Consider the following 22,058-nt stretch of genomic DNA (forward strand, 5'->3'; position numbering starts at 1 on the left):
CTTACGCGCTCAGCAATTGCTTCATGTCTTCTTCAACGGTGGTCACGGAACGCAGACCGAACTTCTCGTTGAGGATAGCCAGCAGATCCGGCGTGAAGAAGCCCGGCGCGGTCGGCCCGGTGACAATATTTTTCACGCCTAATGACAGCAGCGTCAGCAGAATCACGATCGCTTTCTGCTCAAACCAGGAGAGCACCAGCGATAGCGGCAGATCGTTGACGCCGCAGCCCAGTTTTTCCGCCAGCGTCACCGCCAGGATAATCGCGGAGTAAGCATCGTTACACTGACCGGCATCGACCAGACGCGGCAGCCCTTCGATGTCGCCGAACTCCAGTTTGTTGAAACGGTATTTACCGCACGCCAGGGTCAGGATCAGGCAGTCATCCGGTACGCTGGTGGCGAAATCGGTAAAGTAGTTACGCTCGCCGCGCGCGCCGTCACAGCCACCGACCAGGAAGATGTGGCGCAGTTTTTCACGACTGACCAGATCGATGAGCGTATCGGCAGCGCCGAGCAGGGTCTGACGGCCAAAACCGACGGTGATGAGATGCGGAATTTCGCTGTACGGGAAGCCCGCCATCTGCTGCGCCTGGGCAATGACCGGCCCGAAGTCATCGCCTTCAAGATGGCTAACGCCCGGCCAGCCGACGATGCTACGGGTCCAGATACGGTCATCATAGCTGCCCACGGTTGGGTCGATAATGCAGTTAGAAGTCATCACGATTGGGCCAGGGAAGCGGGCGAACTCGACCTGCTGATTCTGCCAGCCGCTGCCGTAGTTACCGACCAGATGCTTGAATTTACGCAGTTCCGGATAGCCGTGTGCGGGCAGCATTTCACCGTGAGTGTAGACGTTAACGCCGGTGCCTTCGGTCTGCTCCAGCAGGTTGTAGAGATCTTTCAGATCGTGACCGGAGATCAGAATGCACTTGCCTTCAGTCGCTTTGACGTTGACCTGAGTCGGCGTTGGGTGACCGTATTTGGTGGTTTCACCGGCATCCAGAATGCTCATCACTTTGAAGTTCATCTGGCCGATTTCCATTGCGCACTCCAGCAGCGCGTTCATGTCAGCAGGCCAGGTGCCCAGCCAGGCCATGATTTTGTGGTACTGCGCGTAAATGTCGTTGTCGTATTGACCGAGAACGTGCGCGTGCTCCATATACGCCGCCGCGCCTTTCAGACCGTACAGGCACAGCAGACGCAGGCCGAGGATGTTCTCGCCAATGGCGGCTTTGTCTTTATTCGGGGTAAATTCCGCCGCCTGACGTTGCAGTTCGCCCAGATCGTCGCTAACCAGTTGCAGATCGGCCATCGGATTGTCGCAATGCGCATTGGCATCCACGCTCAGGCACTGCGCTTTCAACGCTTCACGCAAGGCAATCGCTTCACGGGCGTAGCCGACGATACGCGGAGAGTCAAAGTTAACGTTGGTCAGCGTGGAGAAAAACGCGCGCGGCGCAAAGTTATCAACGTCGTGATTAATGATGCCATATTCACGGGCCTTCACCGCCCAGGCAGACAAACCTTGCAAAGCCGCAATCAGCAGATCCTGCAGATCGGACGTTTCAGCCGTTTTACCGCACATTCCCTGCGCGTAGGAGCAGCCGTTTCCGGCTGGTGTACGGATGGTTTGTTCACATTGCACACAAAACATGGTCACACCTTTTAAAGTTATATTTAATATACATGTTTAAGATTATGCCTGTGAACAAAGGGATAAAAGGGATTTCTGCCATAATGTGCAAGGAGATTGATTTAGCGCAATTTTGGCGGCAGATGCCTACCGCCAAAGAGGTATCAGGCCGAGAAGAACGCCATTAAGAGGGGGACCAGCAGGCTGAGGATAAAGCCATGTACGATAGCCGCCGGAACAATCTCCACGCCGCCGGAGCGCTGTAATACCGGCAACGTAAAGTCCATTGAGGTCGCTCCGCACAGGCCCAACGCCGTTGAACGGCTGCGGCGAATCAGACCGGGAATAAGCATAATGGCCAAAAGTTCGCGGGCCAGATCGTTAAAAAATGCCGCGCTGCCGATAACCGGTCCAAACGACTCCGTCAACAAAATACCGGAAAGAGAGTACCAGCCGAAACCTGACGCCATCGCCAGGGCGGTTTTTAGCGGTAAGTCCAGGATAAACGCATTAATCACGCCGCCCAGTAATGAGCTTGCCACGACAACGACCGCGACCATCATTCCCCGGCGGTTAAGCACAATTTGCTTTAAGGTCATGCCGCTATTTCGTAGCTGAATCCCCACCAGGAACAATAAAAAGATCAGCGTATATTCACTGGCTTCGGTGGCGTGCTGTAAAACAGAGAGTCCGCTCAGGCCGATAACAAACCCCAATACCACTACGCCGCACAGTTGCAGCGACTCCAGCGCCATGGCAATACGCGAAGGCAGTTTTTCCTGCTGATGATGGTGACGCCACGGGAGGATACGTTCCAGCCACAATAAGGCGGCGATATTACACAATAAAATAATCGTAATACTGACGGCGGAATAATGAAAAATCGCCACCAGATTACTGGCGAGGTTATCCAAAAACGCCAGGCTTATTCCCATAAAAAAGAGAATAAGATACACGATCCAGCTCAGTAGCCGGTTAATGAGTTGTAATGCGGCTTTATGTCGCAGTGGAATGAGATAGCCCACAATCAGTGGAACCAGAATGATTAAAAGTCCTGAAAACATGAACAGCCGGGCCCTTTTTTATTGTTTGAATAGTGTACATGACACTACCGAATTCCAGACTATCAGTAAAGCGACACCGTCAGCCGTACATTTATCAGACAGTTGCCTCAGGCAAAGGGGAGAATATCACGCCAGGTGGAAGCATTTGCCGTTATACTGCGGTGAGTTTAATGGAGTGGTGACGCTTTTCTGGAGGAAGCATGATTCTCGAACGCGTTGAAATAGTGGGATTTCGCGGTATCAACCGACTGTCGTTGATGCTGGAACAAAACAACGTGCTGATTGGGGAAAACGCCTGGGGCAAATCCAGCCTGCTGGATGCGCTGACTCTGTTATTGTCGCCGGAACTCGATCTCTACCATTTTGTCCGTGAGGATTTCTGGTTTCCGCCTGGCGACATAAAAGGACGCGAGCATCACCTGCATATTATTCTGACTTTTCGCGAAACGCAGCCAGGGCGGCATCGGGTACGTCGTTATCGAGCGCTGGAAGCATGCTGGTCGCCTTGCGAGGATGATTTTCACCGTATTTTTTATCGGCTAGAGGGCGAATGCGGCGCCGATGGCAGCGTGATGACGCTGCGCAGTTTTCTCAATAGCGATGGGCAGCCATTGCCGGTGGAAAATATTAACGATCAGGTGCGCCACCTGGTTCGTCTGATGCCAGTGCTACGTTTGCGCGATGCGCGCTTTATGCGACGTATTCGCAACGGTACGGTGCCCAATGTGCCGGATGTTGAAGTCACGGCCCGACAGCTGGATTTTCTGGCGCGTGAGCTGGCGACCCGGCCGCAAAATTTAACCGACGGGCAGATTCGGCAGGGACTGTCCGCGATGGTGCAACTGCTTGAGCACTATTTTTCGGAGCAGGGCGCAGGGCTGGCGCGTCACCGACTCATGCGCCGACGTTCGCAAAATGAGCAACGTAGCTGGCGCTATCTGGATATTATTAATCGGATGATCGACAAACCGGGCAGCCGGTCGCATCGGGTGATCCTGCTGGGGCTTTTCTCCACGCTGTTACAGGCGAAAGGGACGCTGCGGTTACATAAAGACGCGCGACCATTACTGCTGGTGGAAGATCCGGAAACCCGTTTACATCCCATTATGCTTTCAGTCGCCTGGCAATTGCTCAATCTGTTACCGCTACAGCGGATAGCGACAACCAACTCAGGCGAATTGCTCTCGCTAACGCCGGTGGAGCATGTCGTACGGCTGGTGCGCGAATCTTCCCGCGTCGCCGCCTGGCGTCTGGGTCCGGGCGGGTTAAGCGCGGAAGATGGACGGCGCATCGCCTTTCATATCCGCTTTAATCGCGCATCGTCGCTGTTTGCGCGTTGCTGGCTACTGGTGGAAGGCGAGACGGAAACCTGGGTTATTAATGAGCTGGCGCGTCAGTGTGGACATCATTTTGATGCGGAGGGCATTAAAGTCATTGAGTTTGCTCAGTCCGGCCTGAAACCGCTGGTGAAGTTCGCCCGCCGTATGGGAATCGAGTGGCATGTCCTGGTGGATGGCGACGAAGCGGGGAAAAAATATGCCGCGACGGTCCGCAGCCTGCTTAATAACGATCGCGAGGAAGAACGCGAACATCTCACGGCGCTGCCTGCGCTGGATATGGAACATTTTATGTATCGTCAGGGCTTTGCCGATGTTTTTCATCGGGTTGCGCAGCTTCCGCCTAATGTGCCGATGAATACCCGGAAAATTATCACTAAAGCTATCCACCGCTCGTCAAAGCCGGATTTGGCGATTGAAGTCGCGATGGAAGCCGGGCGGCGGGGAATTGACGCCGTGCCGCCGCTGTTCAGGAAGATGTTCTCGCGCGTGGTTTGGCTGGCGCGGGGCCGGGCGGATTAGCGTTTGAATGTGCCCGGAACCTGTTCGACGACGCTATCGAGTAAAGCATAGCGGCGGCGATACTCGGCCCGTTTTTTACTGGCGATCTCCGCTTCGCTTTTTCGGGCGATCGCCAGCGGTAGCGCATAGTAATTCCCTTTAATTCTTTCACCGCCTAACGATTCCCAAAACGCGTCATAGTCGGCATGCATTTGCGTCTTTTTATCCATGTATCGCCAGCTACGGTAAACGTGCGCATCGTTACTCACGGCTATAATCTGCTCTGCCTGAAAGACTTGCGCAAACTGACAGAGAGCCTCCATCACGATGCGTTTGGGAAAAAGACCATGGCAGGCTTTGGTCGCCTGCTGGATAATTTCGTGAGGGACGTCGTTTGCCGCGCCCTGTAATCCGCCGATAAATAGTGTGCATTGTTGGTTAAAGCGACACAGGGTAAATGTGATCTCTGCCAGAATACGTAACTGTGCGTCGCGAACAACAATAGTGCTTTCACCTTCTTTATCCAGTGAGACCAGACTGACTAAATCAAGTTGAAACAACTCGCCGATTTTAGTTTCAAATTTAGCAAGATTCAGGCCATACTGACTTAAATAGCTAACTTGTTGTTCCCGCGATAAAAGTTGGCGCATCTGTTGATAATGAAAACACAGAGCGTCTAAGGCGAAATCGCGTTTAATATTTACAGCCATATAAGGACGATGTAGTCGAATAGGCAAACGCGGCTGACGAGCAAGTAACGTATTTAACTCCGGCCATTGGGTGAGATTGGTCAGTAATTGGCTGGTCGCACGCGGCATGACTAATGAGCGGATTAAAAACTTGCGACGAAAGCTGGCTTTACGCCAGAATTTTCCTGGCTGTAATTGCCCGCGCGTCAGACGAATAAATAATTGTAAAGGAGAGATGTAATCTGAAGTGTACCAGGTATTATCTGTAAGCTGTGTCATGATCGTAATCCGCGACATAAGATTATCGAGATTGAACCACAGGAAACATTAACCAATCGTCAATACAGCCGACGCTATCTTTATGGCGTCAGGTTTGTTTAGATACGGTTTACTTTCTGGTTGAAATTTTGCCGTCAGGGTTTCTATGCGTGCTAAAGGAAAGAAATTTAAAAAGCGTTATCTGGTCATTATTTTAATTCTTTTAGTGGGGGGGATGGCTGGCTGGCGAATGTTAAATGCGCCGCTGCCAACTTATCAAACGTTAATCGTGCGGCCAGGCGATCTTGAACAGAGTGTACTGGCGACGGGAAAACTGGACGCGTTGCGTAAAGTTGATGTCGGCGCGCAGGTGAGCGGCCAGTTGAAAACGCTGCTGGTCTCCATTGGCGATAACGTTAAAAAAGATCAGCTACTCGGCGTGATTGATCCAGATCAGGCGGAGAACCAGATAAAAGAGGTCGAGGCCACCCTGATGGAGCTGAACGCGGAGCGTCAGCAGGCAGCCGCTGAGTTAAAGCTGGCGCGGGTTACGCTGGCGCGCCAGCAGCAGTTAGCTAAGACTCAGGCGGTATCGCAACAAGATCTGGATACCGCGGCGACGGAGATGGCGGTTAAACAGGCGCGTATTGGCACCATAGATGCCCAGATCAAACGTAATCGGGCCTCGTTGGACACCGCGAAAACCAACCTGGAATATACCCGTATTGTTGCCCCCATGGCGGGGGAAGTGACGCAAATCACTACCCTGCAAGGACAAACGGTGATTGCAGCTCAGCAGGCGCCCAATATTCTGACGCTGGCGGATATGAGCACCATGCTGGTAAAAGCGCAGGTCTCGGAAGCGGACGTGATCCATCTTCGGGCGGGGCAGAAAGCATGGTTCACCATTGCAGGCGATCCGCAAACGCGCTATGAAGGCGTTTTAAAAGATATTCTGCCGACGCCGGAAAAGAGCAACGACGCTATTTTTTATTACGCCCGGTTTGAAGTGCCGAACCCCAAAAGAATCTTGCGTCTTGATATGACCGCGCAGGTTTATATTCAACTCATGGATGTCAAAAATGTGCTGATTATTCCTCTCGCCGCGCTTGGCGAACCGGTGGGCGGCAATCGTTATAAAGTGGCGCTGTTGCGTAACGGCGAAAAACGTGAGCGCGAAGTGGTCATTGGCGAGCGTAACGATACAGACGTGGAAGTGGTTAAAGGTCTGGAAGCGGGCGATGAGGTGATCATCGGCGAGAGCAGGCCAGGAGCGACGCCATGACGGCATTGCTTGAACTGCGCAATGTGAGCCGCAGTTACCCCTCCGGAGAAGAGCAGGTGGCGGTGTTGAAAGATATCTCCCTGCAAATCCACGCCGGGGAGATGGTGGCGATTGTCGGCGTTTCCGGTTCTGGAAAATCAACGCTGATGAATATCCTCGGGTGCCTGGATAAACCGACCAGCGGCACTTATCGGGTGGCGGGGCGGGACGTCTCGACGCTGGACCCGGACGCGCTGGCGCAACTGCGGCGTGAGCATTTTGGCTTTATCTTTCAGCGCTACCATCTGTTGTCGCATTTAACGGCAGCGCAAAATGTTGAAGTCCCCGCCGTCTACGCCGGTATTGAACGCAAAAAACGCCAGGCGCGCGCCAGAGAGTTGCTTCTGCGGCTGGGATTAAGCGATCGCGTCGATTACCCACCTTCACAGCTCTCTGGCGGACAGCAGCAGCGTGTCAGTATTGCCCGCGCGCTGATGAACGGCGGACAAGTGATTCTGGCGGATGAGCCGACCGGCGCGCTGGATAGCCATTCCGGCGAAGAGGTGATGGCGATTTTGCGCCAACTGCGCGATCGCGGACATACGGTGATCATTGTGACGCACGATCCGCTGATTGCCGACCAGGCGGAGCGGATTATTGAAATTCACGATGGCAAGATTGTCCATAATCCGCCCGCACAGGAAAAGAAACGCGAACAGGGCGTTGACGCTGCCGCGGTTAATACGGCTTCCGGCTGGCGTCAATTTGCCAGCAGCTTTCGCGAAGCGCTGTCGATGGCGTGGTTAGCGATGGCCGCTAACAAAATGCGTACTTTACTGACCATGCTGGGAATTATTATCGGTATTGCGTCGGTAGTGTCGATTGTGGTGGTCGGCGACGCCGCAAAACAGATGGTACTGGCGGATATCCGCGCTATGGGCACTAACACGATTGATATTCATCCAGGCAAAGATTTTGGCGACGACAACCCGCAGTATCGACAGGTGCTGAAATATGACGATCTGGTCGCTATTCAGAAACAGCCGTGGGTTAACTCTGCGACGCCCAGCGTTTCAAAGAGCTTACGTCTTCGCTATGGCAATATTGATATTGCCGTAAATGCTAATGGCGTTAGTGGCGATTATTTTAACGTTTACGGCATGTCCTTTAGGGAGGGAAACACCTTCAATGCTGTACAGCAACAGGATCGCGCGCAGGTGGTGGTGCTGGATGCCAACACGCGACGCCAGCTATTTCCAAATAAAGCGAATGTCGTAGGGGAAGTGGTGCTGGTGGGTAATATGCCGGTTATTGTTATTGGCGTGGCGGAAGAGAAACCGTCCATGTACGGCAATAGCAATCTGTTGCAAGTTTGGTTGCCCTATAGCACGATGTCAGATCGCATAATGGGTCAGTCATGGCTTAACTCGATCACCGTTCGTGTGAAAGATGGTGTTGATAGCGATCAGGCTGATCAGCAGCTTACCCGCCTGCTCACCTTACGCCACGGTAAAAAAGACTTCTTCACCTGGAATATGGACAGCGTCCTGAAAACGGCTGAAAAAACTACCTATACTCTTCAGTTATTTCTGACGCTGGTGGCCGTCATTTCGCTGGTTGTCGGCGGCATCGGCGTTATGAATATTATGCTGGTTTCCGTCACCGAGCGAACGCGTGAAATCGGCATCCGTATGGCGGTGGGCGCGCGCGCCAGCGATGTGCTACAGCAGTTTCTTATTGAAGCGGTGCTGGTTTGTCTGGTTGGGGGCGCGCTGGGGATTAGCTTGTCGATGTTCATCGCATTTATGCTACAGCTTTTCCTGCCCGGCTGGGAGATCGGTTTTTCACTGACTGCGCTGGCGAGCGCGTTTTTATGTTCGACGTTTACTGGGATACTGTTTGGCTGGCTACCGGCGAGAAACGCGGCGCGACTGGACCCGGTGGATGCGCTGGCAAGGGAGTAATCTTGCTGACGTCATTTGTCGGCCTGATAAGATGCAACAGTGTCGCCATCAGGCACTGGCGTTAAATAAAAATGCCAGCCGATCGGGCTGGCATTTTGCCTCCTGGATGTACACAATGAGACAGAGGAGCTATGCAACGGCCTCTGCTTCGATGGGCACGATGACGCTGGCGTGATTGCCTTTTGGCCCCTGGTGTACATCAAACCGGACAGACTGTCCGGCTTTAAGCGTTCTGTAACCATCCATTTGAATGGTGGAATAATGGGCGAAAATATCCTCGCCGCCGCCTTCAGGGCAGATGAAACCAAACCCTTTGGCATTGTTGAACCACTTTACAGTACCCGTTTCCATGCTTCGACATCCTTCGTAAATCTTATATAAGTAAGATGGAATGAACCGGTGACGGAGTGGGGGCTGTTCAAAACCTCACCAACTCTCGACATTACAATTTAGAGAAATCAGGCGAGGCGTCAAGCATCAGGCAGGGGGGATCGGGTAAAAATGAATCAAAAATTTGAAGCAGTTAACGCTATTGCCGGGAATGTGACAGATGTCGCGGATGGTACTGATAGATGTTAGTTATCTATCAATTGAGGTAGATTGATTGTGTGCATAGACTCTGGTCAGCGGCAGATTTTCCTGCCGACAACCGTAACCGATAATGACGACTGACAATGGGTAAGACGAACGATTGGCTGGATTTTGACCAGTTGGTGGAAGATAGCGTGCGCGACGCGCTAAAACCGCCATCTATGTATAAAGTGATATTAGTCAATGATGACTACACTCCGATGGAGTTTGTTATTGACGTGTTACAAAAATTCTTTTCTTATGATGTAGAACGTGCAACGCAATTGATGCTTGCAGTTCACTATCAAGGCAAAGCCATCTGCGGCGTGTTCACCGCCGAGGTGGCGGAAACCAAAGTGGCGATGGTGAACAAGTATGCAAGGGAGAACGAGCATCCGTTGCTGTGTACGCTGGAAAAAGCCTGAATGCAGGTATAAAAATTGGGGGAGGTGCCTATGCTCAATCAAGAACTGGAACTCAGTTTAAACATGGCTTTCGCCAGAGCGCGCGAGCACCGTCATGAGTTTATGACCGTCGAGCATCTGTTGCTGGCGCTGCTCAGCAACCCATCGGCTCGCGAAGCGCTGGAAGCATGCTCCGTGGATCTGGTGGCGCTCCGTCAGGAACTCGAAGCCTTCATTGAACAAACCACACCCGTACTGCCTGCCAGTGAAGAAGAGCGTGATACGCAGCCGACGTTAAGTTTCCAGCGTGTCCTGCAACGTGCCGTCTTCCATGTTCAGTCCTCCGGGCGTAGTGAAGTGACTGGCGCGAATGTGCTGGTGGCTATCTTTAGCGAACAGGAATCACAGGCGGCTTATCTGCTGCGTAAGCATGAAGTGAGCCGTCTGGATATCGTGAACTTTATTTCTCACGGGACGCGAAAAGACGAACCGAGCCAATCTTCCGATCTCGGCAATCAGCCAACTGGCGACGAACAAGCTGGCGGGGAGGAACGTATGGAAAACTTTACGACGAATCTTAACCAACTTGCTCGCGTGGGCGGCATCGATCCGCTGATTGGTCGTGAAAAAGAACTGGAACGCGCGATCCAGGTCTTGTGTCGTCGCCGTAAAAATAACCCGCTGCTGGTGGGGGAATCCGGCGTCGGCAAAACGGCGATTGCCGAAGGGCTGGCCTGGCGTATCGTGCAGGGCGATGTGCCGGAAGTGATGGCCGATTGCACCCTCTACTCGCTGGATATCGGTTCGCTGCTGGCGGGCACCAAATACCGCGGCGATTTTGAAAAACGGTTTAAGGCGTTGCTGAAACAGCTTGAGCAGGATACCAACAGCATCCTGTTTATCGATGAAATCCATACCATTATCGGCGCTGGCGCGGCGTCGGGCGGACAGGTGGATGCGGCAAATCTGATTAAACCGCTGCTTTCCAGCGGCAAGATCCGGGTGATCGGCTCAACGACCTATCAGGAATTCAGCAATATTTTTGAGAAAGACCGCGCATTAGCGCGTCGTTTCCAGAAAATTGATATTACCGAGCCTTCGGTGGAAGAGACGGTGCAAATTATCAACGGCTTGAAACCTAAGTACGAAGCGCACCACGACGTGCGTTATACCGCGAAAGCGGTGCGTGCGGCGGTCGAGCTGGCGGTAAAATATATCAATGACCGCCATCTGCCGGATAAAGCCATTGACGTGATTGACGAAGCGGGCGCGCGGGCGCGTCTGATGCCGGTGAGCAAACGTAAGAAAACGGTCAACGTGGCGGATATTGAGTCCGTAGTGGCGCGAATTGCGCGAATTCCTGAAAAGAGCGTCTCGCAGAGCGATCGCGATACGCTGAAGAACCTGGGCGATCGTCTGAAAATGCTGGTCTTCGGCCAGGATAACGCGATTGAGGCGCTGACCGAAGCTATTAAGATGAGTCGTGCGGGTCTGGGCCATGAGCATAAACCTGTCGGTTCATTCTTGTTCGCCGGGCCAACTGGCGTAGGGAAAACTGAAGTTACGGTACAGCTTTCAAAAGCGCTGGGTATTGAGCTGTTGCGCTTCGATATGTCCGAATATATGGAGCGTCATACGGTGAGCCGTTTGATCGGCGCGCCTCCGGGATACGTCGGTTTTGACCAGGGCGGGCTGCTGACGGATGCGGTGATTAAGCATCCTCATGCGGTGCTGTTGCTGGATGAGATCGAAAAAGCGCACCCGGATGTCTTTAACCTGCTGCTGCAGGTGATGGATAACGGTACGCTGACCGATAACAACGGTCGTAAGGCGGATTTCCGCAACGTGGTGCTGGTGATGACCACCAACGCCGGCGTGCGAGAAACCGAACGTAAATCTATTGGTCTTATTCATCAGGACAACAGTACCGATGCGATGGGCGAGATCAAGAAAGTGTTTACGCCGGAGTTCCGTAACCGTCTCGACAATATTATTTGGTTCGATCATCTGTCTGGCGAGGTGATTCATCAGGTTGTCGATAAGTTTATCGTCGAGTTGCAGGTTCAGTTGGATCAGAAAGGCGTCTCCCTGGAAGTCAGTCAGGAAGCGCGCGACTGGCTGGCGGAAAAGGGCTATGACCGGGCGATGGGGGCACGACCGATGGCGCGTGTGATTCAGGATAACCTGAAAAAACCGCTGGCCAATGAGTTGCTGTTTGGATCGCTGGTTGACGGCGGACAGGTCACCGTCGCGCTGGATAAAGAGAAAAATGCGTTGACGTATGGCTTCCAGAGTGCGCAAAAGCACAAGCCGGAAGCCGCGCATTAATCTTCGTTTCACTGCCGTACAAACCGGGCCTTAGCGCCCGGTTTTTTTATGCCGGCTAATAGTTAGCCTGATGGCGTTGTGCTCGCGGTAGGCGGATAAGGCGCTTGTAAATTGCGTCATCATCCGGTAATCGACGGGGGGGTAATGCGAAAAAAAAGCCCGCCGACAGAAGACGTTCCACGAATGTGCGGAAGCCGTGCTGGAAATTTTAGGCCCATTGAGTATGCCGCTTGTCTCATGGATGCTCTTGTTCTGCCGGGTAAGCGGTCTGCTACAGCTATACCTTCCACAGAATAATACTGTACCAGAACCTGACGTTCCCGCTCATGCTGTAAGTATCCCGCATAATCGTGCCATTCACATTTAGAGATCCTCCGGCATAATCAATCTGCCAACAAAGGAGATCGCTGTGCGTAAAGCCCGTTTTACTGAGCATCAGATCATTGCCGTAATTAAATCGGTTGAAGCCGGACGAACCGTTAAAGATGTCTGCCGGGAGGCCGGTATCTGAAGCCACCTGGTACAACTGAAAGTCCAGATACGGCGGCATGGAGGCTTCTGATATTAAAAAGATCAAGGATCTTGAGGACGAGAATCGGCGTCTCAAACAGATGTTTGCCGACCTGAGCCTTGAGAACCGGGCGCTGAAAGACGTTATCGAAAAAAGCTTTAAAACCAGCCTTTAAGCGTGAGCTGGTCACTCATCTGATAACGACATTTGGACTCAGTATCCGTCAGGCCTGCCGGAGTCTGAACCTGAGCAGAACGGTTTACCATTACCGTCCGGATACCACGTGTGACGAACCCGTTATTGTCGCGTTGCAGGCAGTGGCAGAGCGATACCCACGGTACGGTTTTCCAAAACTTTTCCAGGTTCTGCGGCGGCAGGGATACCCGTGGAATCACAAAAGGATCCATCGTATTTATTGTCTGCTGAAGCTGAATTTTCGCCGTAAAGGCAAACAACGGTTGCCGGTGCGTAATCCCTCGCCACTGGCCACACCGGAAGCGCTGAACCAGAGCTGGTCTGTCGATTTTATGCATGATGCTCTGGTCTATGGCCGTCGTTTTTGCACGTTCAATATCGTTGATGACTTTAACCGTGAGGCATTGTCGATTGAAATCGATCTGAATCTGCCAGCTTTGCGCGTGGTCCGTGTACTCGACAGGATCGCGGCAAATCGCGGCTATCCGGTCATGCTACGCATGGATAATGGTCCGGAATTTATCTCACTTGCACTGGCTGAATGGGCAGAGCAACATGCAGTAAAACTGGAATTTATTCAGCCGGGTAAGCCGACGCAGAACGCTTTTATTGAGCGCTTTAACCGAACATACCGTACAGAAATACTCGATTTTTATCTGTTCAGAACGCTGAATGAAGTGCGGGAAATCACGGAAAGATGGGTGTCAGAATATAACTGTGAACGCCCTCATGAATCACTGAACAATATGACGCCGGAGGAATATCGGCAACACAATCATTTGGTCGGGATCTCAAAAAATGCCTGGAACTAAAACGGGTCTATTTACACTATTGTTGGCGGCATGCTTTTAACTGCTAATGTAACTATTACTATTTGGTTCCTGGTATTTGCTGTTCCAGGGGTTATTGCTGCATTATCGATGGTGCTGACAAATTTTCATAAAAGTCTTGTTGATAAAAGATCTAGTAGTGTTAGCGAAAATTGTTTTTAATTGTAATCATTAGCTTTCAACTTAGGCATATAAATAAAAAAGACTGCGGAAAGGCAGTCTTTTTTATTTATATCGTGGGGGGATAAGGTTTTACTGATTGGCTCAACTAAGTGGTTCGAGATTCAATACTGATTTATGTAGAATCTGACGTAGCCATTGAATACCAAGATCACCGTCATGATGCCGATGCCACTGCAACTTCATATCGAAAGGCTCTGAAATAATAGGACATGGGAAGATCTCTACCGGAAGGTATTTAGAGTAATAGCGAGCAAAACGTTCATGAACAGTGGCAATTAAATTTGTACCGATCAGTTGCGTCATCAGCATACTGAAAGAGGGAACAATAATATCTATTCTACGTTGATATCCTGACTGGCTGATAAAAACCTCATCAAGAGCCCACCCGATCATTTTACTAAATCTTGCAACAATATGACCACTGGACAGATAATTATCCAAATTTATGCCTGATTGGCATAGCGGATTACCAGACCAGACTACGCAAACATATTGGTCGTCAAAAAGGTATTCGGCAGGATGTTGAGACGATACTAAGTTAGTTGGAGTTACAATTAGGTCAATAACGCCTATATTTAAATATTCACTGATCGGTCCATCAATAATAGAAGATATATCCAACCGAACATGCGGAGCTTGCTTTTGAATAAGAGTTATTGCATTATTCATAACTACAGTGGCGGATGCATCTGAAATATTAAGCCGAAAAGTTCTCGTTGATGTTTCAGGATCAAATTTTTGATTTTTATCGACAATTGCTTCACATTTACTGATAATATCATGGACCTCCTCTGCAAGCATTTCAGCAAAAGGAGTTAGCTCCATACGCTGTCCAACCTGGACAAGTAGTTGATCATCAAAGAATTCTCTTAGCCTTGATAAGGCACCTGATGTTGCTGACTGGCTCAAATGAACACGTTCACCAGTACGTGTGACATTACGTTCAGCTAAAAGCACATCAAGGATAATCAAAAGATTGAGATCTAAACCGCGAAGATGCATAACTTCAGGCCACATAGTAATTTTTAGTTAAAAATAGCATTTTGTAGTCGTCTAGTCGAGGTTCTTTGTGTTTTTCTACTTCAAAATGTGAGGTTACCATCTATTGTAGTTAGAACCTTCAGCGAATAAGATTTCTTATGGTTGTTGCGTAAGTGACTTTATAGCCATAAAATCCAGACCATGTGGTATTAGATTTATAGGTATGAGGGCGTTATAGTGGAAAATAATTCTATCAAAAAACGAAAAAGTGTTTCCTTAGTTCGAGAGTTATTACTCAATGAAGGCCCACACTCTCAGGCTTCTATATCGCGTAAAACTGGTTTGTCGCCAGCTATGGTTAACTATGTTGTAAAAAAACTTCGCGAACTCGGCAATGTCGATATTCATTGGGTTAATGGTCGTGAAGGTATTGTTTCACTAATATCTAAGACAGGACGGTATATTTCTATATTAGTAGCGGTTGATAAAATTAGCTGCTCATTGTTTTCATTCGAATCAGAACAGCGATTTGATTATGAGTGCTTTGTGGACCAAAATTCACCTGAAGAAAATAATCCTCATGCTGTAGTTCAAATCATAAATGATCTTTTAAAAAATCATGAGCTAAGTATTGGTGATATTTCCGGGGTCGCGATTAGTATCGTTGCACCATTGGATATCAACGATGAAACTATTATTTCATGGTCTGCAGGCCGGTTACCTGGATGGTGCGATATTAAGATAAAATCTTTTTTTGAGCGTGAATTGCAATTACCCATTATCATTGGCAATGATGCTAATCATTCAGCATTAGCAGAATGGTCATGGGGGAGTGGAAAGGGCGTTGAAAACTTTATCTATATATCCTGCTCCCGCCAGATAGGTGGAGGTATCATTATAAATAATCATATTTACAAAGGGGGGAATGGAATGGCCGCTGAGTTCGGTCATCTGATTATCGATAATTCTGGAGCGGTTTGTTTTTGCGGATGTCGAGGATGCCTCACTACTTTCATTTCAGAACGCGCTATTATAATGACTCTCTCAAAATCAGAGATCTATAAGAACTCTCTGACCGAAATAATTCTTGCTGCTGCGGAAGGTGATGTAGCATGTCAACGAGTGTTATTTGATGCTGGCAGGCATCTCGGCAAGGCTTTGGCAAATATTGTTAAAATATTGGCACCAGATGTGATTTCCATTGGTGGTGATTTATCCAAGGCGGGAGCTATTTTCTTTGACAGTGTTATCTCGACGATAGAAGAGCAGAACCTCGGAACAACTTCACCCACAGTGGACTTAAAATCAGCTCACTTTGCTGATTTGCCAGAAATTCTAGGTGGGATTGCTGCTCTACTGGCCCAAAAAAATCAGGGGATAAATAAACTTCCTGATTGGATGAAATCGTAAGATGCATTACCAACTCTATTTAGTTCGAAATATAGTTCCAAATCCAGGAGAGAGGCATTGCCCATAGCAGTGCTGGAAGCATGTTTGCTACAGGGAACATTTTAATACCACATATCCTTAGACCAGTGGCCATCATCACCATTCCGCCAACGGCATAAAAATCAGCTCGCATGGACGTTGTCGTTAACGGAAGAAGTAATACGGCACTATAGGCAAGAATTAGTTGAATAACTAACTGAGGTATAAAAAGGATTATAATAGAAAAGCCAAGCCGTGTAGCAAAAAGAATGGCGCAAAAAAATCCATGAACGCTTTGGTAATAAGCACGGAACTATTTCCATTCATTCCTTCGTTCATTGCGCCAACAATACCAGTACCACTGGCTCCGAATAATATAATTAAGGCTACAAAGATGTTTAAAAATTCCTCATTAGTAATGTCGCCACGTGGTTTTGGTAAGATGGACTCTATACAGTTTTTTGCCTTTGTTGCAATGTTATTTATCTTTTTTTCAAGTGATACTAATTCACCAGTAAGGGCTCCAAGGATACCGGCTAGAACAATTACAGGCATATTAATAGTATCCATTATTAATATTACTGACATTGCCATTGAGCAAATGCCAAACATTAGTGGCATACCTTCGTGAAGGCGTCGGGGGATCCAGGGCGATAATAGGCTTCCGCCTATTGCGCCAACGATAATTGCTATGCTATTTATATATGGGCCTATAATCATAATCTTTATCTCCGGCCCCCCAGTATTTACAGGGTTAGTTAAGTGAATATCCTAGCAATTGTCGCATGTGAGCTCCTGCACCTAATAATCCAGGTTGAGGATGTGTTATTAAAAAAACAGGAATGTCTTTAAGATAATTATTGAATCGTCCTTTATCTTCGAAGGCACTTCTGAATCCGGATGAACGGAAAAAATCAAGGAAACGCGGGACGATTCCCCCAGCAATATAAACTCCACCAAATGTTCCCATTGTCAGTGCAAGGTTCCCGCCAAAGCGACCTAATAATATACAGAATAGCGATAGTGCACGACGACAGTCGGTACATTCATTGTTTAATGCTCGATCCGTTATATCTTTTGGCTTTAGTTTTTCCGGAATTCTTCCATCTACTTTGACAATGCCTCTATACAGATTAACAAGGCCAGGTCCGGATAGAACTCTCTCATAAGAAATACGACCATGTTCTGATCTTAGGGCTGAAAGGATAAGGTCTTCTTCTGCGCTGTTGGGTGCAAAATCTACATGACCACCTTCGCCGGGCAGACTGATAACCTGCTGTGTAGTTTGTATTAGATGGCAAACTCCTAACCCTGTGCCAGCCCCATATACAACAATAGGCTTATCTTTTTCAACGTGTCCCCCACCGAATTTCAATAGGTCTGTGTCGTGCAACATAGGAATCGACATCGAAACGGCTTTGAAATCATTTATGACTTCAAGATTATTCAAACCAAGATTAAGTTTCATTGAATTGATTGAAAATGCCCAGCTATGATTGGTCATATCGACCCAGTCATTGGTTATAGGACATGCGATAGCAATACAAGCTTCATGTACTGTAACCCGCTGACCTTCTAGGTAATGTGTTATGACATCTTCAAGAGTGGCGTAATCATTTGCGGAATAGGTATGGATATGTGAGATAGCTCCATCAGCCATATCACACAGGGCAAGTCTAGCGTTTGTACCGCCGACGTCACCAACAAGGATAAATTTCGACATCAGATACACCTTTATAAAAGAAAATAGAACTGATTTTGCTAGTTTAATGCTGATTCATTGCAATCAATAACATGCAGCACTTGAACTTGTACGTTTAGAGTTGCCCTTGCATATATTGGTTTGCAGCGTAATGGCAGGCGCGAGCGGTAATCGCCATCATGGTTAATGTTGGACCAACAGTGCCGCTAGTAACAAAGCATGCTCCGTCAGTTACGAAGACATTACTTGCATCCCAACACTGATTGTAATTATTCAGAACTGAGTTATTCGGGGTTTCTCCCATTCTTGCTCCACCACTTTCATGGATTGCAGCTCCAAGGCCAACACTTTTCTTAAAAGAAAGTCGGAAGATCATTTTCATTAAAAATGATTCATCAGGCATTACGTTGCGGGCATCTTCAAGTCCAAGAGCAGTACCTGCGAAATCAATTTTGTAATTACATGCTGAGACCATTTCTTTAATTGTATTGAGTTGTTCTTTCATTACAATAAGATCATTATTTCCGAATGAACAATCAATTCGTGGAGCAGGGATACCCCATGCATCTTTTTTACGAGCATCCAAGGTTATCCGATTTTCAGCTCGAGGTAGCATTTCGCCAAAGCCCATAAGCCCAAATTGTGCGGGACTATCAGGTGGCACATAACCACGGCCGATAACACCTTGGTACGCAAAACCCCGAAGATAGTTCTTACCTGTTTGGACACCAACGTTCTGAAAGCGCGGAATAACAATGCCGCCTGCGGGTCTACAGAATGGGTCTTGTGGAAGTGATGAGTCATATTCCCAACCCATACTGTCAGGTACTGAACCAGCTATAAGACTCGGTGCTTGTTCTAAAAAATAACGACCTAATAATCCCGTTGAATTACCAATACCTTCAGGGTGACGTGTAGAACGTGAATTGAGTAATAAGCGAACAGATTCAATTGCAGAAGCACATAGCATAACCATGCCGCCACGGACGCTATGCTCCTGCTTTGTCAATCTGTCAATAAAAGTTACACCAACTGCTTTACCGCTGACAGGGTCTACATCAATTTGTTTTGCTACAGCATCAGTTCGCAACTCAAGACGACCCGTATCTATCGCAGCCTGTACACCGACAGGAATTCGCTTAAGATTTGGGGCAGAGAAGCGCCAACTGATGACTTTGCGCTCAGGCCATAGAGATTCAATCTTATTTTTAAAGGTCTTTTCTGGTTTTGTCAAAATTGGAGCTTGAATGAACTTACCATCAGGAAGATTCGGTATATTTTCTCTTGTGCCATATACACCAAGGAATTCTTCTATGTGATCGTACCATGGTGCCAGTTCCTCATAACTAATCGGCCAATCTTGCCCATAGCCGTCATAACTGGCTGCTTTGAAGTCATAATTAGACATCCGTTGCAATACACGGCCATACGTATGGAGTCTTCCACCGAGTTGGCGCCCGCGTATCCATAAGAAGTATTGGCCCTTTGGTGTTGTATACGGATTTTTCCAATCGTTTACAAACAGGTGGCGGTACTCATTGCTCATGTAGGTTGCTCGAGCCTGTAGTGGTTGACCGGTCAATGCAATTTTAAAGCGGGCAAGTGCATCTATTTTTTTTATCTTCTCGTTATTGCCCGGGGTGATGGGAAAATCTTTTTCACCCAAAAATGGTCCTGCTTCAAGCAAAACTACATTCATTCCCTTTTCTGTTAATTCTTTTGCCGCGATACTGCCCGCTACTCCTGAGCCGATAACAATCGCATCATAAAAATTTTTTTTCATCTTTGCCTCAGCCTAAAATTACCGGGTAACGTTTATTTCTTCTATCAAATAGGGAAGGGAGGTAGAGAGCCTACCTCCGATTCTGGTGTCAGAACATTCCTAAGATTTTTCTTATTTCAGATATATTGCTTTCAGTTTCTGCAAAATCATCAAAGGATCGGTTAGATACACTGATAATATGATCTTCAATAAAACGGCTACCCTCACGAGCACCATCTTCACTATTTTTTAGACAACATTCCCATTCAAGTACAGCCCATCCACGGAAGTCATATTGGGTGAGTTTGCTAAAGATTGATTTGAAATCAATCTGACCATCACCAGGTGAACGGAAACGTCCGGCCCGCTGTATCCAAGGTTGATAACCGCCGTATACACCACTGCGACCATTTATATTAAATTCAGCATCCTTAACGTGAAATGCTTTGATCCGCTCGTGATAAATATCTATATAAGCAAGATAATCTATCTGTTGCAGATGCAGATGACTCGGGTCGAAAAGGATGCTGCAACGCGGATGGTAATTGACTTCATCAAGGAAACGTTCAAATGTTGCACCATCGTGTAGATCTTCACTTGGATGAATCTCATAGCAAACATCAACACCATATTCATCGAATGTATTTAGTATTGGTAGCCAACGTTTCGCCAGTTCTTTAAAGCTTTCATCAAAAAGCTCGGAATTATGAGGTGGCCAAGGATATAAGTATGGCCATGCTAGAGAGCCAGAAAAGGTAGCATGTGCATCAAGTCCAAGACGTGCTGATGCTTGTGCTGCTTTTTTCAAAATGCCAATAGCCCATTCCTTCCTGGCTATTGGATCGTTCGCAACACTTTGAGGCGCAAAACCACTAAAAGGATGATTGTAAGCTGGATGAACCGCCACCAACTGTCCTTCCAGATGCGTCGATAACTCACTGATCTGTAGATTGTGTTCAGCAAGCATGCCTTTGACATCATCGCAATATTGCTGGCTTCCAGCTGCCTGCTCAATATCGAAGATGTGCTTATGATTACAAGGTATTTGTAATGCTTTAAAACCCAGGCTGGATGCCCAAGTTGCCAGTCCTTCAAGAGTGTTGAATGGGGCTGTATTATCTATAAATTGCGAAAGAAAAATACCGGGACCTTTGAGAGTATTCATATGACCTCCTCATTAACCGGACGGCAATATTTTTATGGCTGATTGTGGAAACGAAGTGGCACCGAATTATAGGAGCCACTTATATAAAATGTCGCTATTACAGTTCTATTGTTTGTCCGGTTTCAGCCGATTTGTAGATGGCTTCAAGGACCTGAGTAACGATGAAGGCTTGCTGGGCAGTAACCACTGGTTCTTTATCATTTTCAATTGCATCGATCCAAGCTGCCAATTCAGCATCGGCCACGCGGAAAGGATCATGTCCGAGATCAGCAGGGCCAGGACCGCCAAGAACAAACGGCTCGATATCTACTAGCTCTCCGAAGCGGGCGGTGTTGAATGCGACACTACCGGTACCATTTACTGCAGATGTTGGCGCTGCTGCCCCATCACCAACCAGTTCAGCACCAGACTTAGTACCACATAATGTCACTTGACCTTCACGTGGTATCAAAATATTCAGTGCCCAAGATGCTTCAAGGAAAATCGTGGCTCCATTTTCCATCTTAATGAAACCGAATGCAGAGTCTTCTACATCAATTGTTTCAGTGTTCCATGGTCCAAATAGGTTGCCTTCATAGTTGTCTTTCATTTTATGAAAGACTGAACCAGATACCTGTTTTGGTTTGTAGTTATCCATTGTCCAAAGTGCGATATCCAGAGCATGTGTCCCAATATCGATCAGTGGGCCACCGCCTTGTTTTTCTTTATCCAAGAAAACACCCCAAGTAGGAACGCCTTTACGGCGCACCGCGTGTGCTTTGGCAAAATAAACTTCACCTAATTCACCTTCGTCACTAGCGTGTTTCAGGATTTGAACGTCTTTACGGAAACGGTTTTGGTATCCAATTGTGAGTTTTTTACCCGTGCGTTTTGCCGCATCCAGCATTTTCTGCGCATCTGCTGTAGTTGCCGCCATTGGTTTTTCGCAGAGGACATGCTTACCTGCCTCCAGAGCATCTACTGTCAGAGGGCTATGGGAATTGTTAGGAGTAAGAATGTAGACAACATCAATTGATTTGTCCTTCAACAGGTCACGGTAGTCTTTATATGTTTCAGCACCGGGAACGCCATACTTCTCAGCAGCTTCGATCGCCCGTTCAATCTCTATGTCGCAAAAAGCAACTAAGTCAACACGATCCTTTGTTTTGGCGAAGGCAGGAAAATGTTTAACAACAGCAATGCGTCCGCAACCAATAATCCCAATTCGTAGTTTTTTTACCATTTCATATGTCTCCGGATTGAATTCTAATAAATCTGATATTTACGTAAAAATGAAATTATTGATAATC

16 protein-coding genes and 2 pseudogenes are annotated in these 22,058 nt (G+C 48.2%); 8 read left to right on the forward strand and 10 right to left on the reverse strand.

Going from position 1 to position 22,058, the window contains the following annotated elements; translation table 11 throughout:
- Position 1 precedes the first annotated feature (1 nt).
- Complete coding sequence (hcp, locus tag ACLD4K_RS13320; RefSeq protein ID WP_000458785.1) at positions 2-1,654, reverse strand: hydroxylamine reductase; 1,653 nt, start codon at positions 1,652-1,654, stop codon at positions 2-4.
- Positions 1,655-1,797: 143 nt separating this feature from the next.
- The gene (locus tag ACLD4K_RS13325; protein ID WP_001648559.1) at positions 1,798-2,697 is read right to left on the reverse strand and encodes a lysine exporter LysO family protein; all 900 of its coding nucleotides are present in this window, start codon (positions 2,695-2,697) and stop codon (positions 1,798-1,800) included.
- 200 nt (positions 2,698-2,897) lie between these two features.
- On the opposite strand from ACLD4K_RS13325, the gene ACLD4K_RS13330 reads away from it, so the two are divergent.
- Positions 2,898-4,556 carry an ATP-dependent endonuclease gene (locus ACLD4K_RS13330; RefSeq protein WP_183058628.1) on the forward strand — a complete coding sequence of 553 codons (1,659 nt, stop codon included), beginning with the start codon at positions 2,898-2,900 and terminating at the stop codon, positions 4,554-4,556.
- Here the strand turns inward: ACLD4K_RS13330 and ACLD4K_RS13335 are convergent.
- Complete coding sequence (locus ACLD4K_RS13335; protein WP_183058629.1) at positions 4,553-5,503, reverse strand: VirK/YbjX family protein; 951 nt, start codon at positions 5,501-5,503, stop codon at positions 4,553-4,555. The two genes, ACLD4K_RS13330 and ACLD4K_RS13335, sit on opposite strands and share 4 nt — an antisense overlap.
- A gap of 145 nt (positions 5,504-5,648) precedes the next feature.
- On the opposite strand from ACLD4K_RS13335, the gene macA reads away from it, so the two are divergent.
- Entirely contained in the window at positions 5,649-6,767 is a 1,119-nt protein-coding gene (macA, locus tag ACLD4K_RS13340) for a macrolide transporter subunit MacA (protein WP_411011992.1), read from the forward strand.
- Positions 6,764-8,710, forward strand: a complete 1,947-nt coding sequence (macB, locus tag ACLD4K_RS13345; RefSeq protein WP_411011993.1) for a macrolide ABC transporter ATP-binding protein/permease MacB — start codon at positions 6,764-6,766, stop codon at positions 8,708-8,710. Before macA ends, macB begins: the two co-directional genes overlap by 4 nt.
- A gap of 129 nt (positions 8,711-8,839) precedes the next feature.
- On the opposite strand, the gene cspD is transcribed toward macB, so the two are convergent.
- Positions 8,840-9,061 (reverse strand): cold shock-like protein CspD, encoded by a 222-nt coding sequence (cspD, locus tag ACLD4K_RS13350; protein WP_000447499.1) that lies wholly within the window; start codon positions 9,059-9,061, stop codon positions 8,840-8,842.
- 150 nt (positions 9,062-9,211) lie between these two features.
- Here cspD and ACLD4K_RS13355 point away from each other — a divergent pair, with 150 nt between their 5' ends.
- The 4 genes and pseudogenes from ACLD4K_RS13355 to ACLD4K_RS13370 all read left to right on the forward strand — a co-directional run bounded on the left by ACLD4K_RS13355 (position 9,212) and on the right by ACLD4K_RS13370 (position 13,530).
- Positions 9,212-9,289: a hypothetical protein gene (locus ACLD4K_RS13355; RefSeq protein WP_212742690.1), complete on the forward strand. Its 78-nt coding sequence runs from the start codon at positions 9,212-9,214 to the stop codon at positions 9,287-9,289.
- Between the two features lie 95 nt (positions 9,290-9,384).
- A complete protein-coding gene (gene clpS, locus ACLD4K_RS13360) occupies positions 9,385-9,705 on the forward strand; it encodes an ATP-dependent Clp protease adapter ClpS (protein WP_000520789.1) in 321 nt (106 codons plus the stop codon).
- A gap of 30 nt (positions 9,706-9,735) precedes the next feature.
- Entirely contained in the window at positions 9,736-12,012 is a 2,277-nt protein-coding gene (gene clpA, locus ACLD4K_RS13365) for an ATP-dependent Clp protease ATP-binding subunit ClpA (RefSeq protein WP_411011994.1), read from the forward strand.
- 409 nt (positions 12,013-12,421) lie between these two features.
- A pseudogene (locus ACLD4K_RS13370) lies at positions 12,422-13,530 on the forward strand (IS3 family transposase).
- Between the two features lie 282 nt (positions 13,531-13,812).
- Here ACLD4K_RS13370 and ACLD4K_RS13375 read toward each other — a convergent pair.
- Complete coding sequence (locus ACLD4K_RS13375; RefSeq protein ID WP_223201861.1) at positions 13,813-14,748, reverse strand: LysR family transcriptional regulator; 936 nt, start codon at positions 14,746-14,748, stop codon at positions 13,813-13,815.
- Between the two features lie 201 nt (positions 14,749-14,949).
- Between ACLD4K_RS13375 and ACLD4K_RS13380 the strand changes: the two genes are divergently transcribed.
- Positions 14,950-16,122: an ROK family transcriptional regulator gene (locus tag ACLD4K_RS13380; RefSeq protein ID WP_411011995.1), complete on the forward strand. Its 1,173-nt coding sequence runs from the start codon at positions 14,950-14,952 to the stop codon at positions 16,120-16,122.
- A gap of 19 nt (positions 16,123-16,141) precedes the next feature.
- Here ACLD4K_RS13380 and ACLD4K_RS13385 read toward each other — a convergent pair.
- The 5 genes and pseudogenes from ACLD4K_RS13385 to ACLD4K_RS13405 form a co-directional block, all read right to left on the reverse strand.
- Positions 16,142-16,860 (reverse strand): annotated as a pseudogene (locus tag ACLD4K_RS13385) (DUF554 domain-containing protein).
- Between the two features lie 34 nt (positions 16,861-16,894).
- Positions 16,895-17,863, reverse strand: coding sequence for a glucokinase (gene glk / locus ACLD4K_RS13390; RefSeq protein ID WP_000032766.1), 969 nt, complete (start codon positions 17,861-17,863; stop codon positions 16,895-16,897).
- Positions 17,864-17,957: 94 nt separating this feature from the next.
- Positions 17,958-19,625 (reverse strand): GMC oxidoreductase, encoded by a 1,668-nt coding sequence (locus ACLD4K_RS13395; RefSeq protein WP_197396651.1) that lies wholly within the window; start codon positions 19,623-19,625, stop codon positions 17,958-17,960.
- An 88-nt stretch (positions 19,626-19,713) separates the two neighbouring features.
- Positions 19,714-20,769: a sugar phosphate isomerase/epimerase family protein gene (locus ACLD4K_RS13400; RefSeq protein WP_197396650.1), complete on the reverse strand. Its 1,056-nt coding sequence runs from the start codon at positions 20,767-20,769 to the stop codon at positions 19,714-19,716.
- Positions 20,770-20,866: 97 nt separating this feature from the next.
- Positions 20,867-21,991 carry a Gfo/Idh/MocA family protein gene (locus ACLD4K_RS13405; RefSeq protein ID WP_411011996.1) on the reverse strand — a complete coding sequence of 375 codons (1,125 nt, stop codon included), beginning with the start codon at positions 21,989-21,991 and terminating at the stop codon, positions 20,867-20,869.
- Positions 21,992-22,058 lie beyond the last annotated feature (67 nt).

Origin of the sequence: Salmonella sp. 741265055_HSA, assembly GCF_046569525.1 — a bacterium.
Lineage (GTDB): Bacteria > Pseudomonadota > Gammaproteobacteria > Enterobacterales > Enterobacteriaceae > Salmonella > Salmonella enterica.

Coding starts and splice junctions, on each gene's coding strand:
- hcp (WP_000458785.1), bottom strand. CDS start 1,654: ATGTTTTGTGTGCAATGTGAACAAACCATCCGTACACCAGCCGGAAAC.
- ACLD4K_RS13325 (WP_001648559.1), bottom strand. CDS start 2,697: ATGTTTTCAGGACTTTTAATCATTCTGGTTCCACTGATTGTGGGCTAT.
- ACLD4K_RS13330 (WP_183058628.1), top strand. CDS start 2,898: ATGATTCTCGAACGCGTTGAAATAGTGGGATTTCGCGGTATCAACCGA.
- ACLD4K_RS13335 (WP_183058629.1), bottom strand. CDS start 5,503: ATGACACAGCTTACAGATAATACCTGGTACACTTCAGATTACATCTCT.
- macA (WP_411011992.1), top strand. CDS start 5,649: ATGCGTGCTAAAGGAAAGAAATTTAAAAAGCGTTATCTGGTCATTATT.
- macB (WP_411011993.1), top strand. CDS start 6,764: ATGACGGCATTGCTTGAACTGCGCAATGTGAGCCGCAGTTACCCCTCC.
- cspD (WP_000447499.1), bottom strand. CDS start 9,061: ATGGAAACGGGTACTGTAAAGTGGTTCAACAATGCCAAAGGGTTTGGT.
- ACLD4K_RS13355 (WP_212742690.1), top strand. CDS start 9,212: ATGAATCAAAAATTTGAAGCAGTTAACGCTATTGCCGGGAATGTGACA.
- clpS (WP_000520789.1), top strand. CDS start 9,385: ATGGGTAAGACGAACGATTGGCTGGATTTTGACCAGTTGGTGGAAGAT.
- clpA (WP_411011994.1), top strand. CDS start 9,736: ATGCTCAATCAAGAACTGGAACTCAGTTTAAACATGGCTTTCGCCAGA.
- ACLD4K_RS13375 (WP_223201861.1), bottom strand. CDS start 14,748: ATGTGGCCTGAAGTTATGCATCTTCGCGGTTTAGATCTCAATCTTTTG.
- glk (WP_000032766.1), bottom strand. CDS start 17,863: ATGTCGAAATTTATCCTTGTTGGTGACGTCGGCGGTACAAACGCTAGA.
- ACLD4K_RS13395 (WP_197396651.1), bottom strand. CDS start 19,625: ATGAAAAAAAATTTTTATGATGCGATTGTTATCGGCTCAGGAGTAGCG.
- ACLD4K_RS13400 (WP_197396650.1), bottom strand. CDS start 20,769: ATGAATACTCTCAAAGGTCCCGGTATTTTTCTTTCGCAATTTATAGAT.
- ACLD4K_RS13405 (WP_411011996.1), bottom strand. CDS start 21,991: ATGGTAAAAAAACTACGAATTGGGATTATTGGTTGCGGACGCATTGCT.